Genomic DNA, 23,491 nt, shown 5'->3' with positions numbered 1-23,491 from the left:
CGTCCCGGTCGGCTGACAGGCTGAGGCGGAAGGCCGGGGTGGGGAGCAGAGCACCGGCCGCCACCCCCGCGCTTCCAGCCGATCCCCGGGGCGAGCTGAGCCCCGGGCACCCGTGAGCCTCGGCCGAAGCCCCGCGCTAGCGGGCCGCCTCCTTCGACACCAGGGCCACTGCCTCCTCCACCTCGTCGGTCACGTGGAACAGCAACAGGTCCTTCTCCGCCGCCTTGCCCTGCGCCACCAGCGTGTTCCGCAGCCAGGACACCAGGCCGCCCCAGTACTCGGTGCCGAAGAGGACGATCGGGAAGCGGGTGACCTTCTGGGTCTGGACCAGGGTGAGCGCCTCGAAGAGTTCGTCGAGCGTGCCGAGGCCGCCGGGCAGGACCACGAACCCCTGCGCGTACTTCACGAACATCATCTTGCGGACGAAGAAGTAGCGGAAGTTCAGGCCGATGTCGACGTAGGGGTTGAGTCCCTGCTCAAAGGGCAGTTCGATGCCGAGGCCGACCGAGACGCCGCCCGCCTCGCACGCGCCCTTGTTGGCCGCCTCCATCGCGCCCGGGCCGCCGCCCGTGATCACCGCCCAGCCGGCTTCCACCAGGCCCCGTCCGAGCCGCACCCCCGCGTCGTACTCCGGCGAGTCCACCGGCGTACGGGCCGAGCCGAACACACTGATGGCGGGCGGGAGTTCCGCCAGCGTGCCGAAGCCCTCGATGAACTCCGACTGGATCCGCAGGACCCGCCAGGGATCGGTGTGGACCCAGTCCGTGGGGGCGCGCTCGTCCAGCAGCCGCTGGTCGGTCGTACTGGGCATCACCTGGCCGCGACGCCGGAGGACCGGTCCGAGCCGCTGCTCGTCCGGCGGCTGCTTCTTCCCCTCGGGGTTGCCGGTAGCCATGTGCGCTCCCTCCGCTTGCCGGTAGTTCGATCTCAGACTAGATCCACGCGGGTTACGGAGGGGGGACGTGAGCATGTCCGGCATGCAGCGCGGGCGGCGGGGCGTTACGCGGTGAGCCAGTTCCGCAGGCGCTCCTCGCCCGCCAGGATCTTCGCCGTCTCCACCCGCTCGTCGCGCTTGTGCGCCAAGTGCGGGTTGCCGGGGCCGTAGTTGACCGCGGGCACGCCCAGCGAGGAGAAGCGGGAGACGTCCGTCCAGCCGTACTTGGGCTTCGGGGTGCCGCCGACCGCCTCCATGAAGGCCACGGCGGCCGGGTGGGAGAGGCCGGGCAGCGCGCCGGGGCTGTGGTCGTCGACCACGAACTCCGTCACCCCGCAGTCCGCGAACACCTCACGGACGTGCTCGATCGCCTCCTCCTCGGTGCGGTCGGGGGCGTAGCGGAAGTTGACCGTCACCACGCACTCGTCGGGGATGACGTTGCCGGCGACCCCGCCGCTGATGCCCACCGCGTTCAGGCCTTCGCGGTACTCCAGGCCGTCGATCAGCGGCCTGCGGGGCTCGTAGGCCGCCAGGCGGGCCAGGATGGGCGCCGCCGTGTGGATGGCGTTGGAGCCCATCCAGCCGCGCGCCGAGTGGGCCCGCTCGCCCTTCGTCTTCAGGAGCACGCGCAGGGTGCCCTGGCAGCCGCCCTCGACCTCGCCGTCGGAGGGCTCCAGCAGGACCGCGAAGTCGCCCTGGAGCCACTCGGGGCGGGCCTCGGCGACGTGCCTGAGGCCGTTCAGGTCGGCGGCGACCTCCTCGTTGTCGTAGAAGACGAAGGTGAGGTCGCGGTTGGGGGCGGGGACGGTGGCCGCGATGCGCAGCTGCACCGCGACGCCCGACTTCATGTCGCAGGTGCCGCAGCCCCACAGCACGCCGTCCTCGTCCAGGCGCGAGGGCACGTTCCCGGCGATCGGGACCGTGTCGATGTGGCCGGCCAGGATCACGCGCTCGGCGCGGCCGAGGTGCGTGCGGGCGATCACGTTGTTGCCGTAGCGGTCGACCGTGAGGTGCGGCAGCGCGCGCAGGGCGGTCTCGACCGCGTCCGCGAGCGGCTTCTCGGTGCCGCTCTCGGAGGGGAAGTCCACCAGCTGCGCGGTGAGCGCGGCGGCGTCGAGCGTGAGGTCAAGCGAGGTGTCGGCCATGGCGTCGACCCTAGCGCGCCGGTCGCGGGGGCCGGGGGCAAGCGCTGTCCGGCAACCCCGGGCGAGGGCCCGACGGTCCTCCAGTACCTTGTAACGCGTGCCAGAGCCGTCCCCCACCCGTCCCAAACGCCGCGGCCGCCTCTTCCGTTTCGCGGCGGCCCTGTTGGTCCTGTGCGGTGTCGCCGCGTACCTCGTGGTGCAGTACGTCACCGGAGGCGGTGGCGCCCGCGGCTGCAAGGTGGTCTCCGCCGACGGCGACGGGACGTCGTACGAGTTCACGCCGGAGCAGGCGGTGAACGCGGCGACGATCGCGGCCGTGGGCACCGGGCGCGGGATGCCCGAGCGGGCCGTGACGATCGCGCTGGCGACCGCCCTGCAGGAGTCGGGGCTGCGCAACATCGAGCACGGCGACCGGGACTCGCTCGGCCTGTTCCAGCAGCGGCCCTCGCAGGGCTGGGGCACCGAGCAGCAGATCATGGACCCCGCGTACGCGGCGGGCATCTTCTACGCACATCTGGCCAAGGTGCCGGACTACACCGCGCTGCCGCTGACCCGGGCGGCCCAGGAGGTGCAGCGCAGCGGCTATCCGGAGGCGTACGCCAAGCACGAGCCGGACGCGAAGCTGCTGGCGGCGGCGCTGACCGGCCGCGCGGCGGCCACACTGACCTGTGACGGGCGCCCGGAGCCCTCGGCCTCGGAGACGGGTCCGGACGCGGTGCGGGCCGCGCTGGTGCGCGACTTCGGGCGGGACGCGCTGCAGGAGACCGGTGCGCGGGTGGGTGGTACGCCCGTGCCGTCGCCGTCTCCCTCGCCGAGCGTGACCGCGACCGCGCACGGGCGGACGGTGACCGTTCCGGTGCCGCAGGGCACGAAGACGGACGCGAGCGGGCGCACCGGGCGCGAGCGGGGCTGGCAGCTGGCGCAGTGGGCGGTGGCGAACTCCTCGGCGCTGCACATCCAGCGGGTGTCGTACGCGGGGCGGGAGTGGACCGCCGGGAGCGGCGACGACTCGTGGAGGGCGGCCGCCACGGGCGGAGGCCGCAGTGCGGACAAGTCCGCGGCGGCCGTCCATATCGTGAGCGGACAGTAGTACGAGTGATCACTCCGGCGGGTTGTACGGCGCCGGTTCGGTACGCATCCCGGGCGGGCCCGCCGCCGGATTCAGGATCCCTTGGAAATCAAAGGCTGTAAGGATTCTGCGGGATTTCGGGCGGACGCTCTTTGCCCGTTTTTATCCACACCTGATAATGCGATGCGTTATCCATTCTTTACCTGGGGCGTCCGCAACCTTCGCGGGCTTCGAGCGGTAGTCACGGCGTCCGAGCCGGACACGAGCCCGGACCACACACACCGTTCTCTCCCGTCGAATGGAGCATCATGTCCCTCCCTCTGACCCGCCGGATCGCCCGTGCCGCGCTGCTCGTCGCAGCGGGAGCGGCTGCCGGGGTCGGTGCGGCCGGCTCCGCCGGTGCGGCCACGAACCAGCCGGTGGCGACCCCGAACCTGAGCGGCGTGGCCGCCCCGGACACGGCGAACGTCGGCAACACCGTCGAGGGCGCCGCGCAGAACGCCACCACTCTTGCGGCCGCCACGGGCGGCACCGCGGTCGGGAAGACCGTGCCGGGCGCGGCCAAGACCGGCACCCGTGCCGTGAACAAGACGGCGCCGGTGGCGCGGAAGGCCGCTGGGGAAGTGGCCGGGGCGGCCGGCAGCGTCGTCGGGGACACGGCATCGTCCACGGCGAAGAGCGGGCTGCCGCAGCTGCCGGTGCAGGGTGGGGCGCTGCCGCTCGGCTGAGCGCCTGGCTTTGACCGGCGGACGGGGTCCGGGGAGTTCCCTGGACCCCGTCCGCCTTTGTGTCCACACCGGCGGTACAGCGAGCGGTACGGCGGCGCCTGGCGGTCAGGCTGTCAGGCGGGACACCGCTGCCCGGACGCGTTCGTCCGTGGCTGTCAGGGCCACTCGGACGAAGTTCTTGCCCGCCTCGCCGTAGAAGTCGCCCGGGGCCACCAGGATGCCGAGGTCGGCCAGGTGGGCGACCGTGGTCCAGCAGGACTCGTCCCTCGTGACCCAGAGGTACAGGCTCGCCTCGCTGTGTTCGATGCGGAAGCCGTGGCCGAGCAGAGCGGCTCGCAGGGCCTCACGGCGCGCGGCGTAGCGCTCGCGCTGTTCGTGGACGTGGGTGTCGTCGGACAGCGCCGCCACCACCGCCGCCTGGGTCGGCGCGGAGGTCATCATGCCGCCGTGCTTGCGGATCTCCAGGAGCGGGCCGAGAACGGCCGGGTCGCCGGCGATGAAGGCCGCGCGGTAGCCGGCCAGGTTGGAGCGCTTGGAGAGGGAGTGGACGGCGACGATGCCGTCGTAGGAGCCGCCGTTGACGTCCGGGTGCAGGACCGAGACCGGGTCGCTCTCCCAGCCCAGCTCCAGGTAGCACTCGTCGGAGACCAGCAGGACGCCGTGCTCGCGGGCCCAGGCGACGATCGCGGTCAGGTCCTCCTTGGGGACGACCTTGCCGGTGGGGTTGGACGGGGAGTTCAGCCAGAGGAGCTTCAGGCCCGTGGGGTCGAGGTCGCGCGGGTCGTCGTAGGTCTCGTAGTCGGCGCGGGCGAGGCGGGCGCCGACCTCGTAGGTGGGGTAGGCCAGGCGCGGGTAGGCCACCTTGTCGCCGGGGCCGAGGCCCAGCTGGGTCGGCAGCCAGGCCACCAGTTCCTTGGAGCCGACGACCGGCAGGACATGGCGGTGGGTGACCTCGCGGGCGCCCAGGCGGCGCTCCAGCCAGCCGGTGATCGCGTCGCGCAGCGCCGGGGTGCCCCAGACGGTCGGGTAGCCCGGCGAGTCGGCCGCGTCGACCAGGGCCTTCTGGATCAGTTCGGGCACCGGGTCGACGGGGGTCCCCACGGAGAGGTCGACGATCCCGTCGGGGTGGGCGGCGGCCGTCTTCTTGTACGGCTCCAGCTTGTCCCAGGGGAAGACGGGGAGCCGGTCGGAGACTGCGGACACGGGAATCAGGCTCACTTTCGTACGGTGCGGCAAACGCCTCGGTCCCGTACGGCGGTGATCAGGCCGACGGGGGCTGATCGGGCCGTACGGGACCGAGGCGGCGCGGTTTGCGGGCGGCCGCTAGGCGCTCAGAACGGTCACTCGCCCTGCGGCGGCAGCGCGGCGACGAAGGGGTGGTCCCGCTCGATCAGCCCGAGCTTGCTGGCGCCGCCGGGAGAGCCGAGCTCGTCGAAGAACTCGACATTCGCCTTGTAGTAGTCCTTCCACTCCTCCGGGACGTCGTCCTCGTAGAAGATCGCCTCGACCGGGCAGACCGGCTCACAGGCACCACAGTCGACGCATTCGTCCGGGTGGATGTACAAGGACCGGGAGCCCTCGTAAATGCAGTCGACCGGGCACTCCTCGATGCACGCCTTGTCCTTCACGTCGACACAAGGCTGCGCGATGACGTAGGTCACGCTGTCGTTCCTCCTCGATAGGGCGCTGGCGGGCCTCCTCAGGCTCCGCCGCCTGGCGCGCGGGAGCGCGGCGTCGTCGATGCCCGCCCCTAGTATCTCCGTTCCGGAGCATGATCCGAACAGGAGGGGTGAACTGACCAGTGGAATTCTCGGCGGCAGGACGTCTGGAAGTCCGAATCACCCCCGCTGACGTGGGAAAACGAGTCTCCGTACGGCGCTTGAGCGAACCTGGGGCGACGCAGGAGAAGTTCACCGACACGGTGGGTGTTCTCACATCATGGGACAACGGCGTGCTCATGATCACACGGCGGGACGGGCGGAGTGTCCGGATCGCCGAGTCTGCCCTGGTCGCGGGCAAGGTGGTACCGGCCGCCCCGGCGCGCCGCCGGGGTCCCGCCGCATCGTACGAGGAACTCGCTCCCGTCGTCTCGCGCGGGTGGCCACCGCTGGAGACCGAGCGGCTCGGGCAGTGGGAGCTGCGGGCCGCGGTCGAGGAGGTGCCGCCCGCAGGGCGTCCGGCCGGGGCGGTGGCCGGGCGACGGGCGGGCTTCACTCGGCGGGCCAACAGTGTGCTGCCCCTCGGCGATCCGGGCGTTCCGCTCGACGCGGCCCTTGCGGCCGTACGACGCTGGTACGACGAGCGTGGCCTGCCCGCCCATGTGCAGACGGCCACCGGAGCCGAGGGCACGCAGGAGCTGCTGTGCACGGAGCTGGAGCGGCGCGGCTGGGTGCGGGAGGTGACGGCCGAGGTGTGGACGGGTGCCCTGGCACCGGTCGCGGACCGGGCCGAGGGTGCCGGTGTGGTGCTGTCCCGGCAGGCGGACGAGGCGTGGCTCGCCCGGTATCAGCGCAAGGGGGTGAGCGAGGTGGCCCTGCGGGTGCTGGGGGGTGGCCCGTCGGTGTGGTTCGCGTCCGTGCCGGGTGCGGAGGGCGAGCCCCCGGCGGCGATCGGGCGGTGTGTCGTGGACGGGCGATGGGCCGGTTTCGCCGCCGTGGAGGTGGCTCCCGGGCGGCGCCGGGAGGGGCTCGCCACGGAGGTGATGGCCGCGCTGGCCCGGCGTGCGCTGGACGAGGGCGCGTCGGCGGCCTGGCTGCAGGTCGAGACGGACAACGAGGGCGCCCGCGCGCTCTACACGGCGTTGGGCTTCGCACCGCACCACGTGTACCACCACTACCGGGCGCCGGAAGAGCACAGCGACACCCGTGGAAGGGCATGAGCCTGCCATGCGCCCTCCGTATCTGCCCCCGCCGTATCCGCCCCCGCCGGAGCGGTCGGCCGAGCTGCGCCGCAGGTTCGCCGAGGAGGCCCGGTCCGAGCGGCCGGACCTGTCGGCGCTGTGCCTGCTGATCGGCGCCCAGGCGGACGGCTCGCTGGACGAGACCGGCATCGACGCGGCCCAGGCGGAACTGGACCGGCTCGCGGGCGAGCTGCCGTACCGGCCGGGCGGGCCGCACGCCTGGGCGGAGGCCGTACGACGGCTGCTCGGGGCGCGCTACGAGTTCCACGGGACGCCCGGCGACTACCAGCGGCTGGAGTCCTCCCTGCTGCACGAGGTGCTGCGGCGGCGGCGCGGGCTGCCCATCCTGCTGTCGGTGGTGTGGCTGGAGGTCGCGCGGCGGGCGGGGGCTCCGGTGTACGGGGTCGCGCTCCCGGGGCACTTCGTGGTGGGGTTCGGCGCAGCCGACGAGCAGGTGCTGGCCGATCCGTTCGACGGCGGGCGGGTGCTGACCGGGACCGACGCGGACATGCTCGTGGCCGGGGCCACGGGGGCGCCCCTGGACGCCGCCATGCTGGAGCCCGCGGCACCGCTGGACGTCGTGCAGCGGATCCTGAACAACGTCCGCGCGTGGGCCACGGCCCGGCCCGAGCGGTCGGACGTGGCGCTGTGGTCCGTGGAGCTGGCCCTGCTGGTACCCGCGCATCCGGCACGGCTGCGGTACGAGCGGGGGCAACTGCTGGTGCAGCGGGGTGAGTTCGTGTCAGGTGCGCAAGAGCTGGAGCATTACGCCGACTTGATCGAGGTGGTGGACGAGCCGGCCGCGCACAAGGTGCGGCAGCAGGCGCACACCGCTCGCGCGATGCTCAACTGACCAGCCGGTCGGGGTGCAGGAGGTGCAAGCGGGGGGTGTTCACAGCCATCCCTTCTCCCGGGCTGTCCGCACCGCCTCCGCCCGGTTGCGCACCGCGAGCTTCTGGATGGCCGTGGAGAGGTAGTTGCGGACCGTGCCCTGGGAGAGGTGCAGGGTCCGGGCCAGCTCTGCGTTGGTCGAGCCGTCGGCCGCCGCGCGGAGCACCTCGCGCTCGCGCTCGGTCAGCGGGTTCGCGCCCTCGGCGAGCGCGGCGGCGGCCAGCGTGGGGTCGATGACCCGTTCGCCGGACAGCACCTTGCGGACGGCCTCGGCGAGCTGGGCGGCCGGGGCGTCCTTGACGAGGAAGGCGTCGGCGCCGGCCTCCATGGCGCTGCGCAGATAGCCGGGGCGGCCGAACGTGGTCAGAACGACCAGTTTGACCTGCGGGAACTCCCGGTGGACCTGGGCCGCCGCCTCGATGCCGGTGCAGCCGGGCATCTCGATGTCGAGCAGCGCCACGTCCACGCCGTGCGCGCCGACGGCCCCGAGCACCTCGTCCCCGCGCGCGACCTGGGCGACGACCTCGATGTCGTCCTCCAGGCCGAGCAGCGCGGCCAGGGCCTCGCGGACCATCGACTGGTCCTCGGCGAGGAGAACCTTGATCGTGCTCGTCATGCCCCGGATCCTACGTCCCCCGCAACGACCGCGGGGACGCGGGCGACCAGCCGGAACCCGTGCCGGATCCGGCCCGCCTCCAGGGTGCCGCCGGCCTTCTCCAGCCGCTCGGTCAGACCCGTCAGGCCGTTGCCCGGACCGTTGCCCGCACCCCCTGATCCGTTGTCCTCGACGGAGAGTTCGAGCATCGGGCCGTCCAGGGTCTGGCGGTGGGTGAGCTGGACGAGGCACTTGTCGGCGCCGCTGTGCCGGACCACGTTGGTGACCGCCTCGCGCAGCGCCCAGGCGAGCACGGACTCGGCCTCCTCGGGGACACCGGTGAGGTCGGGTTCGGCGGGCATCTCGGCGGTGACGCCGGCGGCGGTCAGTGCGACCTGGGTGCCGGCGAGTTCGGCGGCGAGCCGGGGGCGCCGGTAGCCGGTGACGGCCTCGCGGACGTCGACCAGGGCCTGCCGGCTGACCTGTTCGATGTCGGCGACCTGCTGGGCCGCCTTGTCGGGGTGGTCGGGCAGCATCCGGCCGGCCAGCTCGCTCTTCAGCGTGATCAGGGAGAGGGAGTGGCCGAGCAGGTCGTGCAGGTCGCGGGCGAGGCGGAGGCGTTCCTCGTTGGCGGCGAGGTGGGCCACGGTCGCCCGTGCCTTGCGCAACTCGACGGTGGTACGGATGAGTTGACCGACGCCGACCATCGCGAAGCCGATCAGCGGGACGAGGAGCAGGCTCTCGTCCGGCTTCTCGTGCCAGCGCAGTCCGACGAGGAACATCACCGCGGTCGCCGCGGGGATCGCCCAGAACGCGGCTCGGACCGGCAGGGTGGCCCCGCAGGCGACCGACAGATAGATGAACAGGCCGACCCATGCGCCGCCGAGGGTGTACGTCAGCAGGGGGGCGAGGACGCCCAGGACCGCGAGCAGCGAGACGACGACTCGTGGAGCGAAGGACCGGCCGATGTTCCGGAAGACCAAGGTCAGGTAGGCGGTGACGAAGACGGCGAGGCCGATCCCGCCGGCCACCGTGGCGGCCAGGGTGTGGTGGCCCGAGGCCAGGTCCTCGACCGGTGAGCTGAGGAAGATCAGCCAGACGCCGATCCACAGCACCTTGACCATCAGTTCGCGCCGGTTGCGGGGCCCCTGCCCGATCCGCACCTGGTGCTCCGGCCGCTGCTCGGCGGCCCGCGGGTCTTCCGTCATCGTGCTCACGCCTTCAGCGTGTCCTTCCGGTACAGCCAGGCCGCGCCGCCCGCGAACAGGACGAAGTAGACGGCGAGGACGGCGATGTCCGTCGCGCTCGGAGCCCGGCTCTGTTCGATGGCCCGTCCCAGAGCAGCGTACGCGTGCGTGGGCAGCCACTTCGCGATGTCCTGCAGGAACTTCGGGAAGGTGGTGGACGGCATCCACAGGCCGCCGAGGATCGACAGACCGAAGTAGACGATCATGGTGATGGGGCGGACCGCGTCACCGGAGGCCAGGTAGCCCAGTGCGACGCCGAGCGCGGCGAAGACGAGGCTGCCGGCCCAGATGACGCCGGTGAGGGCGAGCCACTGCCAGGCGTCCAGGTGGACGTGCTTGATCACGGCGGCGGCGAGGAACACCACGATGATGGACGGCAGGCTCACCACGGCGGCGCTGGCGGTCTTGGCGAGGACATAGCCGCGTCCGGGCAGCGGAGTGAGCCGCAGCTGTCGTACCCAACCGCTCTCGCGCTCCTTGGCGATGCGCTCGCTGTTGCCCATCAGGACGGCGGTCAGGGCGCCGAAGGAGGCCATGGAGACCATCAGGTACGTGGCGACGGTCAGGCCGGTGTCGTCGACCTTCTGGTCGGAGCCGGAGCTGCTGGAGAAGATCAGGAACAGGATCGCGGGATAGAGCACCGAGAAGAACAGGAACTTCTTGTTGCGCAGGGCGCGGGCCAGTTCGAGCTTGATGAGCGCGGTCATGACTGCTTGGCCTCCTCGGCCTCCGTGATGGCGACGAAGGCCTGCTCCAGGCCGAGGCCGGCGACTTCGAGGTTGCGTGGGTAGACACCGAGGCCGTACAGGGCGTGGACGGTGGCGTCGGCGTCGGACGACTGGATGCGGACGGTCTGGCCCGACACGTCGATCGAGGTGAGGAACGGCAGGGCGCGCAGGGCCGCCTCGTCGATCTCGCCCTCCAGGTCGAAGGCGACCCGGCGGGCGCCTGCCTTGGCCTTGATCTCGGCGGCGGTGCCGTCGGCCAGGAGCCGCCCGCGGTGCAGCACCAGGACCCGGTCGGCGATGGCGTCGGCCTCTTCGAGGTAGTGGGTGGCGAACAGGACGGTACGGCCCTGGTCGGCCTGTTCGCGCATGGTCGCCCAGAAGGCCTGGCGGGCGGAGACGTCCATGCCGGTGGTCGGCTCGTCCAGGATGATCAGGTCGCTGTCCCCGGCGGTGGCGAGGGCGAAGCGGACGCGCTGGGCCTGGCCGCCGGAGAGCTTGTTGACCTTGCGGTCGGCGATCTGCGCGATACCGGCGCGTGCCATGACGTCCGCGGCCTTGTACGGCTTCGGGTGCAACGAGCAGCCCAGCTTCACCAGTTCCTCGACGGTGACCTCGTCCATCAGCCCGCCGCTTTGCAGCATCGCCCCGACCCGCCCGGCGACGATCGCCTCGCGCGGGGTGCCGCCGAACAGGCTCACCGTGCCGGTGTCGGGGTGCTTGAGGCCGAGGAGCAGGTCGAGCGTGGTGGACTTGCCGGCCCCGTTCGGGCCGAGGAGGGCGACGGTCTCGCCCGGGTACAGCCGGAGCGAGAGCCCGTCGACGGCCCGCACGCTCCCGTACGTCTTGGTCACCTGGTCGAAGCCGACCACCGGGGTGGTGGTGGCCGGTGCCGCAGTTGTCGTCATGGCATCCATGCTGGCGGCGGGGACCGGGTGCCGGGCAGTGTCGGGGGTCCTCGGTGCCCGATGACAGATGTCATGCGGAACGGGTGACGGACAGGGCGAAGGGGGGCGCCCGGCGGACGCCCCCCGTGTACGCCGGACTAACTGGGGTTCGTGTCGATGACCGCGACCCGGTTGGTCTTGCTGATCAGGGCCTGGCGGAGGGCGACGTAGACCTCCTGCGGGGTGACGGGGGTCTTCTTGCCGTTGCCGCGGGTGATGAGGACGCCGTCGAAGGCCTTGCCGTACAGCTGCTTCAGGGCGGCCAGGTCGGGCTTGTCGACCAGCTTGCCGTCCGACGTGGGCACCACCCTGAGGAACTTCCAGAGCGATTTCTCCGGGCTCATCAGCACCACGTGCCCGGCGCCCGCCGACACGGTCACCCGGCCCGACATCGCCGGCTGCGCGAACTCCTTCATCTCCCGGTCGACCTCGGCCTTGGACACCGTCGGCTGCTTGGTGGTCGTCGGGACGGTGACCGCGGTCGCCGTGTCCGTCTCCACCATCGTGCGGTAGGCCTGCTCGACCGCCTTGGTCGACTGGACCGCGTCGATGGCCTTGCCCGCCTTGCCGTAGACGGCGACGGCCGCGCCGGGCTTGAAGTCGATGCCGCCCTCGGTGACCGAGCCGGAACCGCCGCCCGTCTGCTGCAGGGCCGCCTGCAGCTTCTCCTCGTCCACCGGCATCTCCGGGTCGATCACCCGCTTCTGCCCGAAGAGCGAGCCGATGACGTGGACCGGGTTGTAGTCGCTGGTCGCGGCCTTGCTCACGGTGGCCTGGAAGTCGAACTGGAGACCGGCGTTCTCCGGGGTGATGCTGACCGTGTTGCCGCCGACGGAGAGCTTCAGCGGCTTTTTCACCCGGTTGCCGAAGGCGTCGTCGAGCTTCTTGACGGCGTCGTCACGGGTGCCGCCGCCGATGTCCACGCCGAGGACCGTGGTGCCCTTGGGGACGTCGGTGTGGTTCATCAGCAGTCCGGCGCCGTAGGCACCGCCCGCGACGACGACCACGCCGGCGCCCAGCAGCACCAGCTTGCTGCGGCCCTTCTTCTTCGGCTTGGCCTGCGCCTTGGGCGCGGGGGACGGCTCCGGCCGGGCCGGGCCGTCGGGCCGCGCGCCGCCGAACGGGGAGCCGGCGGCGCCGGGGACGACCGGGATGCCGCTGGTGACGGTGTGTCCGGAGACGTTGTCGACCGGGCGGTAGCCGGGCGTGCCCGGCTCGGGGGCCGGCTTCTGCGGGGTGAGGATCGCGGTGTCGTCGCTGAGCCCGCCGGACTGACCGGGACCGGAGAGGCCGCCGGGCTGTCCGCCGGGGCCGGCGTGCGGACCGCTCGGACCACCAGGACCGCCGGGGCCCGCGGGACCTTCGAGGTCGGCCAGGTCGGCGAGGGCGCTGCGGGGGGCCCGGGTGCTCCGGTCGCCGGGGCCACCGTAGCCGCCTCCCGTGCCGGGCGCACCGGCGGAACGGGGACCGTCGTCGAAGGGTTCGCCGCCGGCTCGGCCGCCGGCCGACGGGGCGAGGGGGCCGTCACCGGTGACCGGGCCGCTGGTGGGGCCGGCCGGGCCCTGCGGGCCGCCGGGACCGCCCTGGCCACGCGGGCCGTTGAAGCCGCTGGGACCGCCGGGGCCGTTGGGTCCGCTCGCGCCCGCCGTACCGCCGAAGCCGTCGTGACCGCCCGCACCGCCCGCGCCGGTACCGCCGAAGGTGTCCTGGCCGCCGTTCTCCGAGAAGTAGGGCAGGTCGTCGCGGCGCGGTTCGCCGCCGGACGCGCCGGGGCGGGAGCCGCCGCCCAGCGGGCCCGCGGCCAGTGCCTCGGTCACGTCGAAGGAGCCGGTGCCGCCGCCGTGTCCGGGGGCGACGGGGCCGCCGGTGGCACCGGGCAGGCCCTTGCCGTTCGTGCTGCCGGAGCGGGAGGCGCCCGGGACGCTCATGGAGCCGACCACACCGCCGGGACGGCCACCGCCGGGGCGGGCGCCGGTGGTACCGGTCGCACCGGATGCTCCCGGACCACCCGAACGGGTGCCCGACCCGCCGGAGGCAGTGGTGGAACCGCCGGGCAGCCCGGCCCCGTTCGTGCCGCCTCCGGCCGGACCGCCCTTGCCGGCGCCGGACTTGCGGGGGGCGAACCAGTCGCTGGTCTTCTCCTCGGCCTGGGCCGTGGGCTCGGCGGCGGGCTCGGCGGTGCCGGTGCCGTCGGTGGTGGTCCGCTCGGCAGCGGGCCGCGCGTCGGCGGGCGCCTGGTCCCCGGCGCCGTCGGCATCCGCGACGGGCTTGCGCACGACGACCGGCGGGATGGGCCGGGATCCGGGGATGTTGATGCGGATCCGGGTCGTCAGCGTGGTCTCGGTCTTCTTCTCCTCCGGCCGCGTGCCCGAACGGCCCGCGTCCGCACCGTCACCGGAAGCCATGGGGGTCCCGTACGGCGGCGTGCCGGAGGGGTATGCGGCTCCGCCGCGCCCGTTGGGCCCGGAGGACGGAGTGTCAGTTTCACGACTCAAGGCAGGTTCTCCCAGTTGGCTCCACCGCCCGACACGACCTCACGGTGGAGGTCCCCCCGCTCGAACGAAGCCGGGAGCGGGGGAGGCTCGGCGGCGCGCACCACCATACTGGCCACTTCTGGCGCGTATCCCATGACCGCTGAGGAAACCCCCACCGGACTCGCACGTGCACCGCACGGCGAAGTGGTACGTCACTTGCCAAGTCGGGCGGCACCGCCGCGAGGTTGCCGCCCGGCGCCAACGGTGGCGCAGATCACAGCGAGGGCCATGCCGCCGAGCAGGAAGAGATAGGACCCGCCACCCGCGCTGAACAGGAAGTCGCCTTCGGGGCGCGCGGTGGTGAGCAGGATGACGGCGACGATCCAGCCCACCACCGGTGCGACCGCGCCGCCCCGGCCGCCGGTTGCGTACGCCCCGCCGAGGAACAGCCCGGCCGCGCCCGCGAGGGCGAGCAACAGCCCGCCGGGGAACCAGGCGGCCTGGAGGAGGGTGCCGGCGAAACCGGTGACGGCGCCGAGGAGGCAGAGGCCGACATAGGCGGCGGCCCGTCCGGCGGAGGGCGGCCGCAGCGGCTGGGCGAGCAGCGGGCCCTGTCCCGGGTTGCTCATGACGTCTCCTCCAGGTCGAGTCCGGCGAACAGGTCGGTCTCCCCGGGCTGTGCCGTGCCGTGCACCAGCTCGTAGTACTCGGTCGTGAACAGCGGCTGGGCCAGTTCGTTGGAGAGCGCGAAGCAGGGCTCGGCCACCTCGATCTGGGTGGCGTGGGCGCGCATCGCGGCGGCCTTGGCGGCGGCGTGGGCGGTGCCGTCGACGGCGGTGGTGATCCGCTCGTCGTCGACCACGCCGGGTACGTCGTCCAGGGACGCGCTCTTGTCGAACGGCAGTGCGGACAGCTCGTCCTGGAGGCGGGCGAAGGCGGCCTCGGCGACGGAGCGCGGGACGCGGTTCCAGTAGACCTTGGCGATCCGGTGGCCGCGGTCGGCCGCGAGGTCGACGGCGCGCATGGCGACGCGGTGGGCCTGGATGTGGTCGGGGTGGCCGTACCCGCCGTTGTCGTCGTAGGTGACGAGGACCTGGGGACGGACCTCCAGGATCACCTCGGCGAGGTGTCCGGCGGCCTGGTCCACATCGGCCTGCCAGAAGCATCCGGGGTCTTCGTTGTCGGGAATGCCCATCATGCCGGAGTCCCCGTACCGCCCCGCCCCGCCGAGCAGCCTGGCGTCCGTCACCCCCAGCTCGCGCACGGCGGCGGACAGCTCCCCGCGCCGGTGCGCGCCCAGCGCCGGGCCGGTCAGATGCCGCAGCTCCGGCGGGATGACCTCACCCCGCTCCCCGAGGGTGCAGGTGACCAGGGTCACATGGGCACCCTCGGCCGCGTACCTGGCCATGGTCGCGCCATTGTTGATCGACTCGTCGTCCGGGTGCGCGTGCACCAGCAGCAGACGCCGGGCTGGCAGTTCCGTCATGGGACCACCCTATGAGGCGGCTGCCCTGTGGGGTGCTGCGGCACCAGGACGGCCGTCCCCCGGTTGCCCGACCTGGCGGGGACGCGTCAGAACTTGATGCTGCCGATCATGCTGGCGACGTTCGTCGTCAGCTCGCTGATCGTGGGGGCGACGGTGGAGGAGGCGAGATAGAAGCCGAGCAGGATGCAGACGACCGCGTGGCCGCCCTTCAGCCCTGACTTCTTGATCAACAGGAAGACGATGATCGCCAGCAGCACCACCGCCGAAATCGAGAGTGCCACGGCGGCTCACCTCCAAAGATCGCGAGATCTAGATCAGTTGAGCAAATCCATGCGGACGCCAGCAGGTTCATACCCACACAGCGGTAGTGATCATAACTATCCGTGCTCGCGCATCGCTCGGCGCACAGCCGCACAAGGGGGCGCATGGCCAATATGGTCAGGGTATGACGACCGAGCCTGACTCCTTCCCCCGTCGGTACGCCCGGACCCAGCGGTTCACGCTCGGCGCGCCGCGCGCGTTCACCGTGGCGCCCGACGGTTCACGTGTCGCGTTCCTGCGCTCCGGCTCCGGCACCGACCGGGCCAACTCCCTCTGGGTCATGGATCTTCCGGGTGGTGAGGAACGCCTGGCGGCCGATCCGGGTCTGCTTCTCGGCGGCGCCTTCGAAGAACTCTCGGCCGAGGAGCGGGCGCGTCGGGAGCGCAGCCGGGAGGGAGGTGCGGGCATCGTCGGCTACGCCACCGACACGGCCGTGGAGTTGGCGGCTTTCGCCTTGTCAGGGCGGCTTTTCACGGCCGAGCTGCGGGCCGGCACGACACGTGAACTCCGGGTCCCCGGACCGGTGATCGACCCGCGTCCTGCCCCCGACGGCAGGCACATCGCCTATGTGGCGCAGGGTGCGCTGCGGGTCGTGCGCGCCGAGGGCGAGGGCGACCGGGCGCTCGCCGAGCCGGAGCCCACCAACGGGCCGGGGCAGGTCACCTACGGGCTCGCGGAGTTCGTCGCGGCCGAGGAGATGGGGCGTGCGCGGGGATTCTGGTGGGCGCCGGACGGGCGCCGGCTGCTCGTGGCGCGGGTGGACGACACGCCGGTACGGCGGTGGTGGATCGCGGATCCGGCCCATCCGGAGCGTGAGCCACACCACGTCGCGTACCCGGCCGCCGGCACTCCGAACGCCGATGTGCGGCTGTTCGTGCTCGGGCTCGAAGGCGAGCGCACGGAGGTGGCGTGGGACCGGGCCCGCTACCCGTATCTGGCCCGTGTGCACTGGTCAGCGGCGGGTGCGCCGCTGCTGCTGGTGCAGGCTCGGGACCAGCGCAGCCAGCTGTTCCTGGCGGTGGACCCGGACACCGGGGCGACGCGCATGGTGCACGCGGATGAAGATCCAAGTTGGCTTGAATTGTTCGCCGGAGTGCCCTGCTGGAGCCCCTCCGGGCAGCTTGTCCGGATCGCGGACGAGGGCGGCGCACGGGTGCTGACGGTCGGCGAACGCCCCTTGACCAGCGGCCAGTTGCACCTGCGGGCGGTGCTGGACGTAGGCTCCGACGACGTGCTGGTTTCCGCCTCGGCGGGCACGGAGGCAGAGGCGCCCGAGATCGGCGAAGTCCATGTGTACCGGGTGAACGAGCTGGGCGTGGAGCGCGTGTCTCAGCAGCCCGGCGTGCACTCGGCCGTCCGGGCCGGGGGCGTGACGGTGCTCGTGTCGGCGACGCTGGACAGGCCGGGCGCCCGTGTCCAGGTACTGCGTGACGGAAAACCGGCGGCGACTGTCCGGTCGTACGCCGAAGACCCCGGTTTGTCCCCGCGGGTGACCCTGACCCAGGGGGGCGCACGCCGAATTCCGTGCGCCGTGCTTATGCCACGGGACTACCACGGCGACACGCCCCTGCCCGTCCTGATGGACCCCTACGGCGGCCCGCACGGCCAGCGCGTGGTCGCCGCGCACAACGCCCACCTCACCTCGCAGTGGTTCGCCGACCAGGGTTTCGCGGTGATCGTGGCCGACGGGCGGGGCACTCCGGGGCACTCGCCGGCCTGGGAGAAGGCGGTCCGGGACGAGCTGGCGGCCGTCGTGCTCCAGGACCAGGTGGACGCGCTGCACGCACTCGCCGGGGACTTCCCGCTGGACCTGGACCGGGTGGCGATCCGCGGGTGGTCCTTCGGCGGCTATCTGGCGGCGCTGGCGGTGCTGCGCCGCCCGGACGTCTTCCACGCGGCCGTCGTCGGCGCCCCGGTCACCGATCTGCGCCTGTACGACACCCACTACCAGGAGCGCTACCTCGGCCACCCGGACGAGCAGCCGGAGGTCTACCGCCGCAACTCGGTGATCGACGACGCGGGCCTGGTCGACCCCGCCGGGCCGCACCGCCCGATGATGGTCATCCATGGGCTGGCGGACGACAACGTGGTCGTCGCCCACTCCCTGCGGCTGTCCTCCGCCCTGCTCGCCGCGGGCCGCCCGCACGAGGTCCTGCCGCTGTCCGGGGTGACGCACATGACCCCGCAGGAGACCGTCGGGGAGAACCTGCTGCGGCTGCAGCTGGACTTTCTGCGGCGTGCGCTGCCCCACCCGGGAAAATGACCGCCAACTGCGTTAACACGCAGGCAACTTCACCGAAGCCGTCCCGATATACGGACACGGGAGGCTGATCGCGTACGGCCGTGCGGGTGCCGTGAACGGGCCGGGGTGCGCCATGTCACCCCGGCCCGTTGCCGTGCTCGCCGCCCTCCGCCGGGACGACCTGCCGCTCCTCCGCGAAGTGGCAGGCCGAGGCGTGGGCCGCCGGGCCGGACGTGCCGCGGAAGGCGGCCGGTACCGCGAGGGCCGGTACCTCGCGGGCACAGCGTTCCTGCGCCTTCCAGCAGCGGGTGCGGAAACGGCAGCCGGAGGGGATGTTCGTCGGGGACGGCACATCCCCGGTGAGGATGATCCGCTCACGGTGTTCGCGGGCCTCGGGGTCCGGGACCGGGACCGCGGAGAGCAGCGCCTGGGTGTAGGGGTGCGTGGGGTGGTCGTAGATCTCGGCGTTGCTGCCGATCTCCACGATCCGCCCGAGGTACATCACACCCACCCGGTCGGAGATGTGCCGGACGACGGACAGGTCGTGCGCGATGAAGACATAGGAGAGGTCGAACTCCGACTGGAGGCGGTCCAGGAGGTTGATCACCTGGGCCTGGACCGACACGTCGAGGGCGGACACCGGCTCGTCGGCGACGATCACCTCCGGACGCAGCGCCAACCCCCGTGCGATGCCGATGCGCTGGCGCTGGCCGCCGGAGAACTGATGCGGGTAGCGGTTGACGTACTCGGGGTTGAGGCCGACCACGTCCAGCAGCTCCTGGACCCGGCGGCGACGGTCGCCCCTGGGCGCGGCCTCGGGGTGGATGTCGTACGGCTCCCCGACGATGTCTCCGACCGTCATCCGGGGGTTGAGGGAGGTGTACGGGTCCTGGAAGACCATCTGGATGTTGCGACGGACCGCCTTGAGGGCCTTGCCGGACAGCCGGGTGATGTCCTCGCCCTTGAACCTGATGGAGCCGGCCGTGGGGCGTTCGAGATTGCAGAGCAACTTCGCGACGGTCGACTTGCCGCAGCCCGACTCCCCGACCAGGCCGAGGGTCTCCCCCTTGCCGAGGGTGAAGTCGACGCCGTCGACGGCCTTCACCGCGCCGATCTGCTTCCTGAACAGGATGCCCCGGGTGAGCGGGTAGTGCTTGACCAGTCCGGTCACCTCGAGGATCGGCTCAGTGGGCGCGGTCATGCAGGCACTCCCTCCAGAAGTGGCAGGCGCTGCCGCGTACGCCGGAGACCTCGTACAGCGGGGGTTCGTCGGTGCGGCAGACGTCCCGCGCCATCGGGCAGCGCGGGTGGAAGGAGCAGCCGGGCGGGATGTTCATCAGGTTCGGCGGCAGGCCCTTGATGGCGTACAGCTCCTGTCCCTTCTGGTCCAGGCGGGGGACGGAGTCCAGCAGGCCGCGGGTGTAGGGGTGGGCGGGCGCCTTGTAGATGCCGTGCACCGGCGCCGACTCGACGACCTTCCCGGCGTACATCACGGCGATCCGGTCGGCGACGTCGGCCACGACTCCCAGGTCATGGGTGATGAGGATGAGCCCCATGCGGTACTCGCGCTGCAGCTCGGCGAGCAGGTCCATGACCTGGGCCTGCACGGTGACGTCCAGGGCGGTGGTGGGCTCGTCCGCGATGATGAGCGCCGGTTCCAGGGCCAGCGCCATGGCGATCATGATGCGCTGGCGCATGCCGCCGGAGAACTGGTGGGGATAGTCCCGCACCCGCTGGGCGGCGGCCGGGATGCGCACCCGCTCCATCAGCTCGACGGCCTTGCCGCGCGCGTCCTTCTTCGACATCCCCCGGTGCACGACGAACATCTCGCCGAGCTGGTCCCCCACGGACAGGACCGGGTTGAGGGCCGACAGGGCGTCCTGGAAGATCATCGCCATTCCGGCGCCCCGGATCCTGCGCCGTTCCTCTTCCTTCAGCTTCAGCAGGTCCCGCCCCTGGAACAGGATCTCACCCCCGGTGATCCTGCCCGGCGGCATGTCGAGGATCCCCATGACGGCCTGCGCGGTGACGGACTTGCCCGACCCGGACTCCCCGAGCACGGCCAGCGTCTCCCCCGCGCCGACCTCGTAACTCACCCCGTTGACGGCATGCGCCACCCCGTCCCGCGTCCGGAACTCCACGTACAGATCCCGCACTTCGAGCAGCACGCGCCCTCACCTCAGCTTCGGATCGAGGGCGTCGCGGATGGCGTCGCCGAGCATGATGAAGGCCAGGACCGTGATGGCCAGGGCGGCCGAGGGCCACAGGAGGGCGTGGGGGGCGTTGCGGATGTACGGGGAGGCGTTGGAGATGTCGATGCCCCAGGAGACGCTGGGCGGTTTGAGGCCGACGCCCAGGTAGGACAGGGTCGCCTCCAGGGCGACGTAGGTGCCGAGGGCGATGGTCGCGACGACGATCACGGGGGCCACGGCGTTCGGGGCGATGTGGCGCAGCAGGATGCGGGAGTCGGAGGCGCCGAGCGCGCGGGCGGCCTGGACGTAGTCGTTCTGCTTGGCGGTGATGACCGAGCCGCGCGCGATGCGGCCGATCTGCGGCCAGCCCAGCAGGACCATGAAGCCGATCACCGGCCAGACCGTGTTGCTGGTCACCACCGAGAGGAGGACGAGACCGCCCAGGACCACCGGGATCGCGAAGAAGATGTCGGTGATCCGGGACAGGACCGCGTCCCAGACGCCGCCGAAGTAACCGGCGAGGGCGCCCAGTACCGCCCCGACGACGGCCACCCCGAGGGTCGCCAGCACGCCGACCGTGACGGACGTACGGGCGCCGTACACCGTGCGCGTGTAGACGTTGCAGCCCTGGCCGTCGTAGCCGAAGGGCGCGCCCGGTCCCGGGCCGTCCTGGGCCCTGGAGAGGTCGCACTTCAGGGGGCTCCCCGAGGCGATCGCCGAGGGCCACAGGGAGATGAGGACCAGGAAGACGATGACCAGGGCGGAGACCAGGAACACCGGGTTGCGGCGCAGGTCCCGCCAGGCGTCGGACCACAGGGAGCGGGGTCTGCCGGACGGCCCGGTGCCCTCCGGTCCCCCGGGCGTCCGTTCCAGCGTGGCCGCCTCGCTCGCGCCCAGGTCCATCGCCCCGCCCATGCCGGTCCCGGCGATCGCGCCCTCGGGCTCGTACGGCTGCTCAGGCATAGCGGATCCTCGGGTCGAGTACGGCGTACAGGAGGTCGACAAGGAGGTTGGCCACCAGGAAGACCAGGACGAGGACCGTCACGAAACCGACCACCGTCTGGGTGTTCTGGCGCAGGATGCCCTGGTAGAGCTGGAAGCCGACGCCATGGATGTTGAAGATCCGCTCGGTGGCGATCGCGCCGCCCATCAGCGCGCCGATGTCGGCCCCGATGAAGGTGACCACGGGGATCAGGGAATTGCGCAGCAGATGCCGGACGATCACCCGGCGCCGGGGCAGCCCCTTGGCGATCGCCGTACGGACGTAGTCGGACCGCTTGTTCTCCGCGATGGCGGTGCGGGTCAGCCGGGTGACATAGGCGAGGGAGACGGAGGCGAGGACCAGGCCGGGCAGGATCAGCTCGTCGTAACCGCCGTAGCGGACGGACGGGCTGGTCCACTGCCATCTGATGCCGAGCAGCAGCTGGAGCAGCAGACCGGTGACGAAGGTGGGGACGGAGATCACCACCAGGGTGGCCAGGAGCACCCCGGTGTCGACGGGCCGGCCGCGCCGCATGCCCGTCAGCACGCCCAGCGTCACACCCACGACGACCTCGAAGAGGATCGCGACGATCGTGAGCCGGATGGTGACGGGGAACGCCGCTCCCATCAGCTCGGTGACCTTCTGGCCGTTGAAGGCGGTGCCGAAGTCACCGGTCAGGACGTTGCCCATGTAGGTCGCGTACTGCTGCCACAGCGGCTTGTCCAAGCCGAACTCCCGCTTCAGCTGGGCGGCCGTCGCCGGGTCGCAGGTCCGCTCCCCGCACAGTCCGGCGATGGGGTCGCCCATCACGTTCACCATCAGGAAGATCAGCAGTGTCGACCCGATGAACACCGGGACCATCTGGAGCAGCCGCCTCGCGACATAGCGCCCCACGGGAATCAGCCGACCTTGATCTCGTTGTAGACCGGCACGCTGAAGGGGTTGAGCGCCACATGGGAGAGCCGGGAGGTGTAGCCGGCGCTGCCGTTCTGGTACCAGAGCGGGATGGCCGCCATGTTGTCGCGGACGACCTCCTCGGCCTGCTGGAAGAGCCGGACGGCCGCGGCCCGGTCGGTCTCGGCGTTGGCGCGGTCGACGAGCCGGTCGAAGCGCTTGTCGGACCACTTGCCGTCATTGGAGGAGGCGCCCGTGTAGTACAGCGGCTGCAGGAAGTTCTGGATCAACGGGTAGTCCATCTGCCAGCCGGCCCGGAAGGGGCCGGTCATCTTCTGGTGGGTGGTCTGGTTGCGGTAGTCGGCGAAGGTGCCGATCGGGTTGCCGACGCAGGCCCTGTCGTTGCCGAGGGCGTTGTTGATGGAGTTGCACACGGCGTCCACCCACTGCCGGTGCGAGCCGGTGTCCGCGTTGTAGGTGATCGTCAGCCGGCCGCCGGGGATCCCGCCGCCCTCCTGGATGAGCTTCCTGGCCTGCGCGGGGTCGTAGTCGCAGGCGTGGCCGCACAGTCCGGGCTTGTAGCCGCCGGCCGCGCCGAGGACCGGGGAGGTCCAGTCGGTGGCCGGGGTGCGGGTGTTCCGGAAGATGGTCTCGGTGATCTGCTTGCGGTTGATCGCCATGGACAGGCCCGTGCGGACCTTCCGTGCCCCGGCGGTGTTCCACTTCGGGTCGTAGTAGGGGAAGGCCAGGGTCTGCAGGATGCCGGCCGGGGTGTTGATGTAGCGGCCGTTCAGGTCGGTCCGGACGTTCTTGAGCTGGCCGGCCGGCACGTCGTCGACGAGGTCGAGGTTGCCGGCGAGAACGTCGGTGTAGGCGGTGCCGCTGTCGGTGTACACCAGCAGGGTGACGCCGACGTTCCGGGCCGGGTCGGGGCCGGGGTAGGCGTCCCACCTCTTCAGGTTCATCGCGGAGCCCTTGGTGTACGACTCGACCTGATAGGGCCCGTTGCCGACCGGCTTGCTCACCCAGGCCGCGTGGTCGGTGAAGAAGGCGCGCGGGAGCGGGGCGTAGGCCGCGTAGCCGAGGGTGTCGGGGAAGCTGGAGAACCTCTGGCCGAGGGCGACGGTGAACGTCCTGGGGCCGGTGACCCTGAGCCCGGACAGGGTGTCGGCGGTCTGCGCACCGCTGTCGGGGTGGACCTTGTCGTAGCCCTCGATGTAGCCGAAGAAGTACGCGTTCTTCTGGTTGTTCCTGAGGCTCGCCCCGTAGTTCCAGGCATCCACGAAGGAGCGGGCGGTGACCGGTTCGCCGTTGCTGAACTTCCAGCCCTTCTTGACGGTGACGGTGAAGTGCCGCGAGTCCGGGGTGTCGATGCGCTCGGCGAGCATGTTCTGGGCCTTGCCGGTCCTCGGGTCGTACTTCTTCAGGCCCCGGAAGATCATGTCGAGGACCTTGCCGCCCTGCACCTCGTTGGTGTTGGCGGGCTCCAGCGGGTTCTGCGGGTCGCTCCAGGAGGAGGTCAGCACGCCGGGACCGCCGAATCCGCCGCCACCCCCGCAAGCGGTGGCCATCACCCCCGCGGCGATCGCGCAGCCGGCCCACCTGACGCGGGTGACTCCACGCATCCAGTGCCTCCTCCGCGCTCACCGACCCGACACCGGTCACCATCGGATCCAATACCGGTCAATATCGGCGCACGCAGCTCATATCGCATGCCTGT

Annotated in this window: 22 protein-coding genes; 5 read left to right on the top strand and 17 right to left on the bottom strand. The window is 71.7% G+C overall.

All coding sequences use genetic code 11. The features are described from left to right. Positions 1 to 136: 136 nt before the first annotated feature. On the bottom strand, positions 137 to 895 hold the full coding sequence (locus ACIGXP_RS05460) for a TIGR00730 family Rossman fold protein (protein WP_363216016.1): 759 nt from the start codon (positions 893 to 895) through the stop codon (positions 137 to 139). A 104-nt stretch (positions 896 to 999) separates the two neighbouring features. Then, positions 1,000 to 2,079: a succinyl-diaminopimelate desuccinylase gene (gene dapE / locus ACIGXP_RS05455; protein ID WP_399764273.1), complete on the bottom strand. Its 1,080-nt coding sequence runs from the start codon at positions 2,077 to 2,079 to the stop codon at positions 1,000 to 1,002. A gap of 97 nt (positions 2,080 to 2,176) precedes the next feature. On the opposite strand from dapE, the gene ACIGXP_RS05450 reads away from it, so the two are divergent. Together ACIGXP_RS05450 and ACIGXP_RS05445 are read left to right on the top strand one after the other, a co-directional pair. After that, positions 2,177 to 3,169, top strand: a complete 993-nt coding sequence (locus ACIGXP_RS05450; protein WP_399764270.1) for a heavy metal transporter — start codon at positions 2,177 to 2,179, stop codon at positions 3,167 to 3,169. Positions 3,170 to 3,456: 287 nt separating this feature from the next. Continuing rightward, entirely contained in the window at positions 3,457 to 3,876 is a 420-nt protein-coding gene (locus ACIGXP_RS05445; protein ID WP_363216013.1) for an ATP-binding protein, read from the top strand. Between the two features lie 105 nt (positions 3,877 to 3,981). Here the strand turns inward: ACIGXP_RS05445 and ACIGXP_RS05440 are convergent, their stop codons facing one another. Together ACIGXP_RS05440 and fdxA are read right to left on the bottom strand one after the other, a co-directional pair. Further along, positions 3,982 to 5,079 (bottom strand): bifunctional succinyldiaminopimelate transaminase/glutamate-prephenate aminotransferase, encoded by a 1,098-nt coding sequence (locus tag ACIGXP_RS05440; protein ID WP_399764267.1) that lies wholly within the window; start codon positions 5,077 to 5,079, stop codon positions 3,982 to 3,984. Positions 5,080 to 5,216: 137 nt separating this feature from the next. Next, positions 5,217 to 5,537: a ferredoxin gene (fdxA, locus tag ACIGXP_RS05435; protein ID WP_023546973.1), complete on the bottom strand. Its 321-nt coding sequence runs from the start codon at positions 5,535 to 5,537 to the stop codon at positions 5,217 to 5,219. Between the two features lie 140 nt (positions 5,538 to 5,677). Between fdxA and ACIGXP_RS05430 the strand changes: the two genes are divergently transcribed. Then, positions 5,678 to 6,754, top strand: a complete 1,077-nt coding sequence (locus tag ACIGXP_RS05430) for a GNAT family N-acetyltransferase (protein WP_363216011.1) — start codon at positions 5,678 to 5,680, stop codon at positions 6,752 to 6,754. Positions 6,755 to 6,761: 7 nt separating this feature from the next. Beyond that, positions 6,762 to 7,628 carry a tetratricopeptide repeat protein gene (locus ACIGXP_RS05425; protein WP_399764262.1) on the top strand — a complete coding sequence of 289 codons (867 nt, stop codon included), beginning with the start codon at positions 6,762 to 6,764 and terminating at the stop codon, positions 7,626 to 7,628. Positions 7,629 to 7,667: 39 nt separating this feature from the next. Here the strand turns inward: ACIGXP_RS05425 and ACIGXP_RS05420 are convergent, their stop codons facing one another. The 8 genes from ACIGXP_RS05420 to ACIGXP_RS05385 form a co-directional block, all read right to left on the bottom strand. Next, positions 7,668 to 8,282, bottom strand: coding sequence for a response regulator transcription factor (locus ACIGXP_RS05420; RefSeq protein WP_363216009.1), 615 nt, complete (start codon positions 8,280 to 8,282; stop codon positions 7,668 to 7,670). Continuing rightward, complete coding sequence (locus ACIGXP_RS05415) at positions 8,279 to 9,469, bottom strand: sensor histidine kinase (protein ID WP_399764855.1); 1,191 nt, start codon at positions 9,467 to 9,469, stop codon at positions 8,279 to 8,281. Before ACIGXP_RS05415 ends, ACIGXP_RS05420 begins: the two co-directional genes overlap by 4 nt. Positions 9,470 to 9,474: 5 nt before the next feature. Beyond that, positions 9,475 to 10,215 carry an ABC transporter permease gene (locus ACIGXP_RS05410; RefSeq protein WP_399764258.1) on the bottom strand — a complete coding sequence of 247 codons (741 nt, stop codon included), beginning with the start codon at positions 10,213 to 10,215 and terminating at the stop codon, positions 9,475 to 9,477. Next, positions 10,212 to 11,141, bottom strand: a complete 930-nt coding sequence (locus ACIGXP_RS05405; protein ID WP_399764255.1) for an ABC transporter ATP-binding protein — start codon at positions 11,139 to 11,141, stop codon at positions 10,212 to 10,214. The genes ACIGXP_RS05410 and ACIGXP_RS05405 overlap by 4 nt, the downstream gene beginning before the upstream one ends. Positions 11,142 to 11,278: 137 nt before the next feature. Further along, the gene (locus ACIGXP_RS05400; RefSeq protein WP_399764252.1) at positions 11,279 to 13,675 is read right to left on the bottom strand and encodes a hypothetical protein; all 2,397 of its coding nucleotides are present in this window, start codon (positions 13,673 to 13,675) and stop codon (positions 11,279 to 11,281) included. 191 nt (positions 13,676 to 13,866) lie between these two features. Next, entirely contained in the window at positions 13,867 to 14,283 is a 417-nt protein-coding gene (locus ACIGXP_RS05395; RefSeq protein ID WP_363216004.1) for a DUF6113 family protein, read from the bottom strand. Beyond that, on the bottom strand, positions 14,280 to 15,140 hold the full coding sequence (gene mshB / locus ACIGXP_RS05390; protein ID WP_399764247.1) for an N-acetyl-1-D-myo-inositol-2-amino-2-deoxy-alpha-D-glucopyranoside deacetylase: 861 nt from the start codon (positions 15,138 to 15,140) through the stop codon (positions 14,280 to 14,282). Before mshB ends, ACIGXP_RS05395 begins: the two co-directional genes overlap by 4 nt. A gap of 86 nt (positions 15,141 to 15,226) precedes the next feature. Then, positions 15,227 to 15,421 carry a hypothetical protein gene (locus ACIGXP_RS05385; RefSeq protein WP_030649813.1) on the bottom strand — a complete coding sequence of 65 codons (195 nt, stop codon included), beginning with the start codon at positions 15,419 to 15,421 and terminating at the stop codon, positions 15,227 to 15,229. Positions 15,422 to 15,585: 164 nt separating this feature from the next. Here ACIGXP_RS05385 and ACIGXP_RS05380 point away from each other — a divergent pair, with 164 nt between their 5' ends. After that, the gene (locus ACIGXP_RS05380; RefSeq protein ID WP_399764244.1) at positions 15,586 to 17,724 is read left to right on the top strand and encodes a prolyl oligopeptidase family serine peptidase; all 2,139 of its coding nucleotides are present in this window, start codon (positions 15,586 to 15,588) and stop codon (positions 17,722 to 17,724) included. 115 nt (positions 17,725 to 17,839) lie between these two features. Here the strand turns inward: ACIGXP_RS05380 and ACIGXP_RS05375 are convergent, their stop codons facing one another. The 5 genes from ACIGXP_RS05375 to ACIGXP_RS05355 are packed head-to-tail and all read right to left on the bottom strand — an operon-like array spanning position 17,840 to position 23,396. Further along, the gene (locus ACIGXP_RS05375; RefSeq protein ID WP_363216001.1) at positions 17,840 to 18,904 is read right to left on the bottom strand and encodes a dipeptide ABC transporter ATP-binding protein; all 1,065 of its coding nucleotides are present in this window, start codon (positions 18,902 to 18,904) and stop codon (positions 17,840 to 17,842) included. Then, the gene (locus tag ACIGXP_RS05370; RefSeq protein WP_363216000.1) at positions 18,888 to 19,871 is read right to left on the bottom strand and encodes an ABC transporter ATP-binding protein; all 984 of its coding nucleotides are present in this window, start codon (positions 19,869 to 19,871) and stop codon (positions 18,888 to 18,890) included. Before ACIGXP_RS05370 ends, ACIGXP_RS05375 begins: the two co-directional genes overlap by 17 nt. A 6-nt stretch (positions 19,872 to 19,877) precedes the next feature. Beyond that, entirely contained in the window at positions 19,878 to 20,858 is a 981-nt protein-coding gene (locus ACIGXP_RS05365) for an ABC transporter permease (protein ID WP_399764239.1), read from the bottom strand. Beyond that, positions 20,851 to 21,771 (bottom strand): ABC transporter permease, encoded by a 921-nt coding sequence (locus ACIGXP_RS05360; RefSeq protein ID WP_363215998.1) that lies wholly within the window; start codon positions 21,769 to 21,771, stop codon positions 20,851 to 20,853. Before ACIGXP_RS05360 ends, ACIGXP_RS05365 begins: the two co-directional genes overlap by 8 nt. 5 nt (positions 21,772 to 21,776) lie before the next feature. Then, a complete protein-coding gene (locus ACIGXP_RS05355) occupies positions 21,777 to 23,396 on the bottom strand; it encodes an ABC transporter substrate-binding protein (protein WP_399764234.1) in 1,620 nt (539 codons plus the stop codon). Positions 23,397 to 23,491: the final 95 nt, after the last annotated feature.

Origin of the sequence: Streptomyces sp. NPDC053069 (assembly GCF_044546895.1) — a bacterium.
GTDB lineage: Bacteria > Actinomycetota > Actinomycetes > Streptomycetales > Streptomycetaceae > Streptomyces.
The sequence above is the reverse complement of the archived record's forward strand: the minus strand, read 5'-3'. Positions and strand labels throughout refer to the sequence as shown.

Coding starts and splice junctions, on each gene's coding strand:
- ACIGXP_RS05460 (WP_363216016.1), bottom strand. CDS start 895: ATGGCTACCGGCAACCCCGAGGGGAAGAAGCAGCCGCCGGACGAGCAG.
- dapE (WP_399764273.1), bottom strand. CDS start 2,079: ATGGCCGACACCTCGCTTGACCTCACGCTCGACGCCGCCGCGCTCACC.
- ACIGXP_RS05445 (WP_363216013.1), top strand. CDS start 3,457: ATGTCCCTCCCTCTGACCCGCCGGATCGCCCGTGCCGCGCTGCTCGTC.
- ACIGXP_RS05425 (WP_399764262.1), top strand. CDS start 6,762: ATGCGCCCTCCGTATCTGCCCCCGCCGTATCCGCCCCCGCCGGAGCGG.
- ACIGXP_RS05420 (WP_363216009.1), bottom strand. CDS start 8,282: ATGACGAGCACGATCAAGGTTCTCCTCGCCGAGGACCAGTCGATGGTC.
- ACIGXP_RS05415 (WP_399764855.1), bottom strand. CDS start 9,469: ATGACGGAAGACCCGCGGGCCGCCGAGCAGCGGCCGGAGCACCAGGTG.
- ACIGXP_RS05410 (WP_399764258.1), bottom strand. CDS start 10,215: ATGACCGCGCTCATCAAGCTCGAACTGGCCCGCGCCCTGCGCAACAAG.
- ACIGXP_RS05405 (WP_399764255.1), bottom strand. CDS start 11,141: ATGACGACAACTGCGGCACCGGCCACCACCACCCCGGTGGTCGGCTTC.
- ACIGXP_RS05395 (WP_363216004.1), bottom strand. CDS start 14,283: ATGAGCAACCCGGGACAGGGCCCGCTGCTCGCCCAGCCGCTGCGGCCG.
- mshB (WP_399764247.1), bottom strand. CDS start 15,140: ATGACGGAACTGCCAGCCCGGCGTCTGCTGCTGGTGCACGCGCACCCG.
- ACIGXP_RS05380 (WP_399764244.1), top strand. CDS start 15,586: ATGACGACCGAGCCTGACTCCTTCCCCCGTCGGTACGCCCGGACCCAG.
- ACIGXP_RS05375 (WP_363216001.1), bottom strand. CDS start 18,904: ATGACCGCGCCCACTGAGCCGATCCTCGAGGTGACCGGACTGGTCAAG.
- ACIGXP_RS05365 (WP_399764239.1), bottom strand. CDS start 20,858: ATGCCTGAGCAGCCGTACGAGCCCGAGGGCGCGATCGCCGGGACCGGC.
- ACIGXP_RS05355 (WP_399764234.1), bottom strand. CDS start 23,396: ATGCGTGGAGTCACCCGCGTCAGGTGGGCCGGCTGCGCGATCGCCGCG.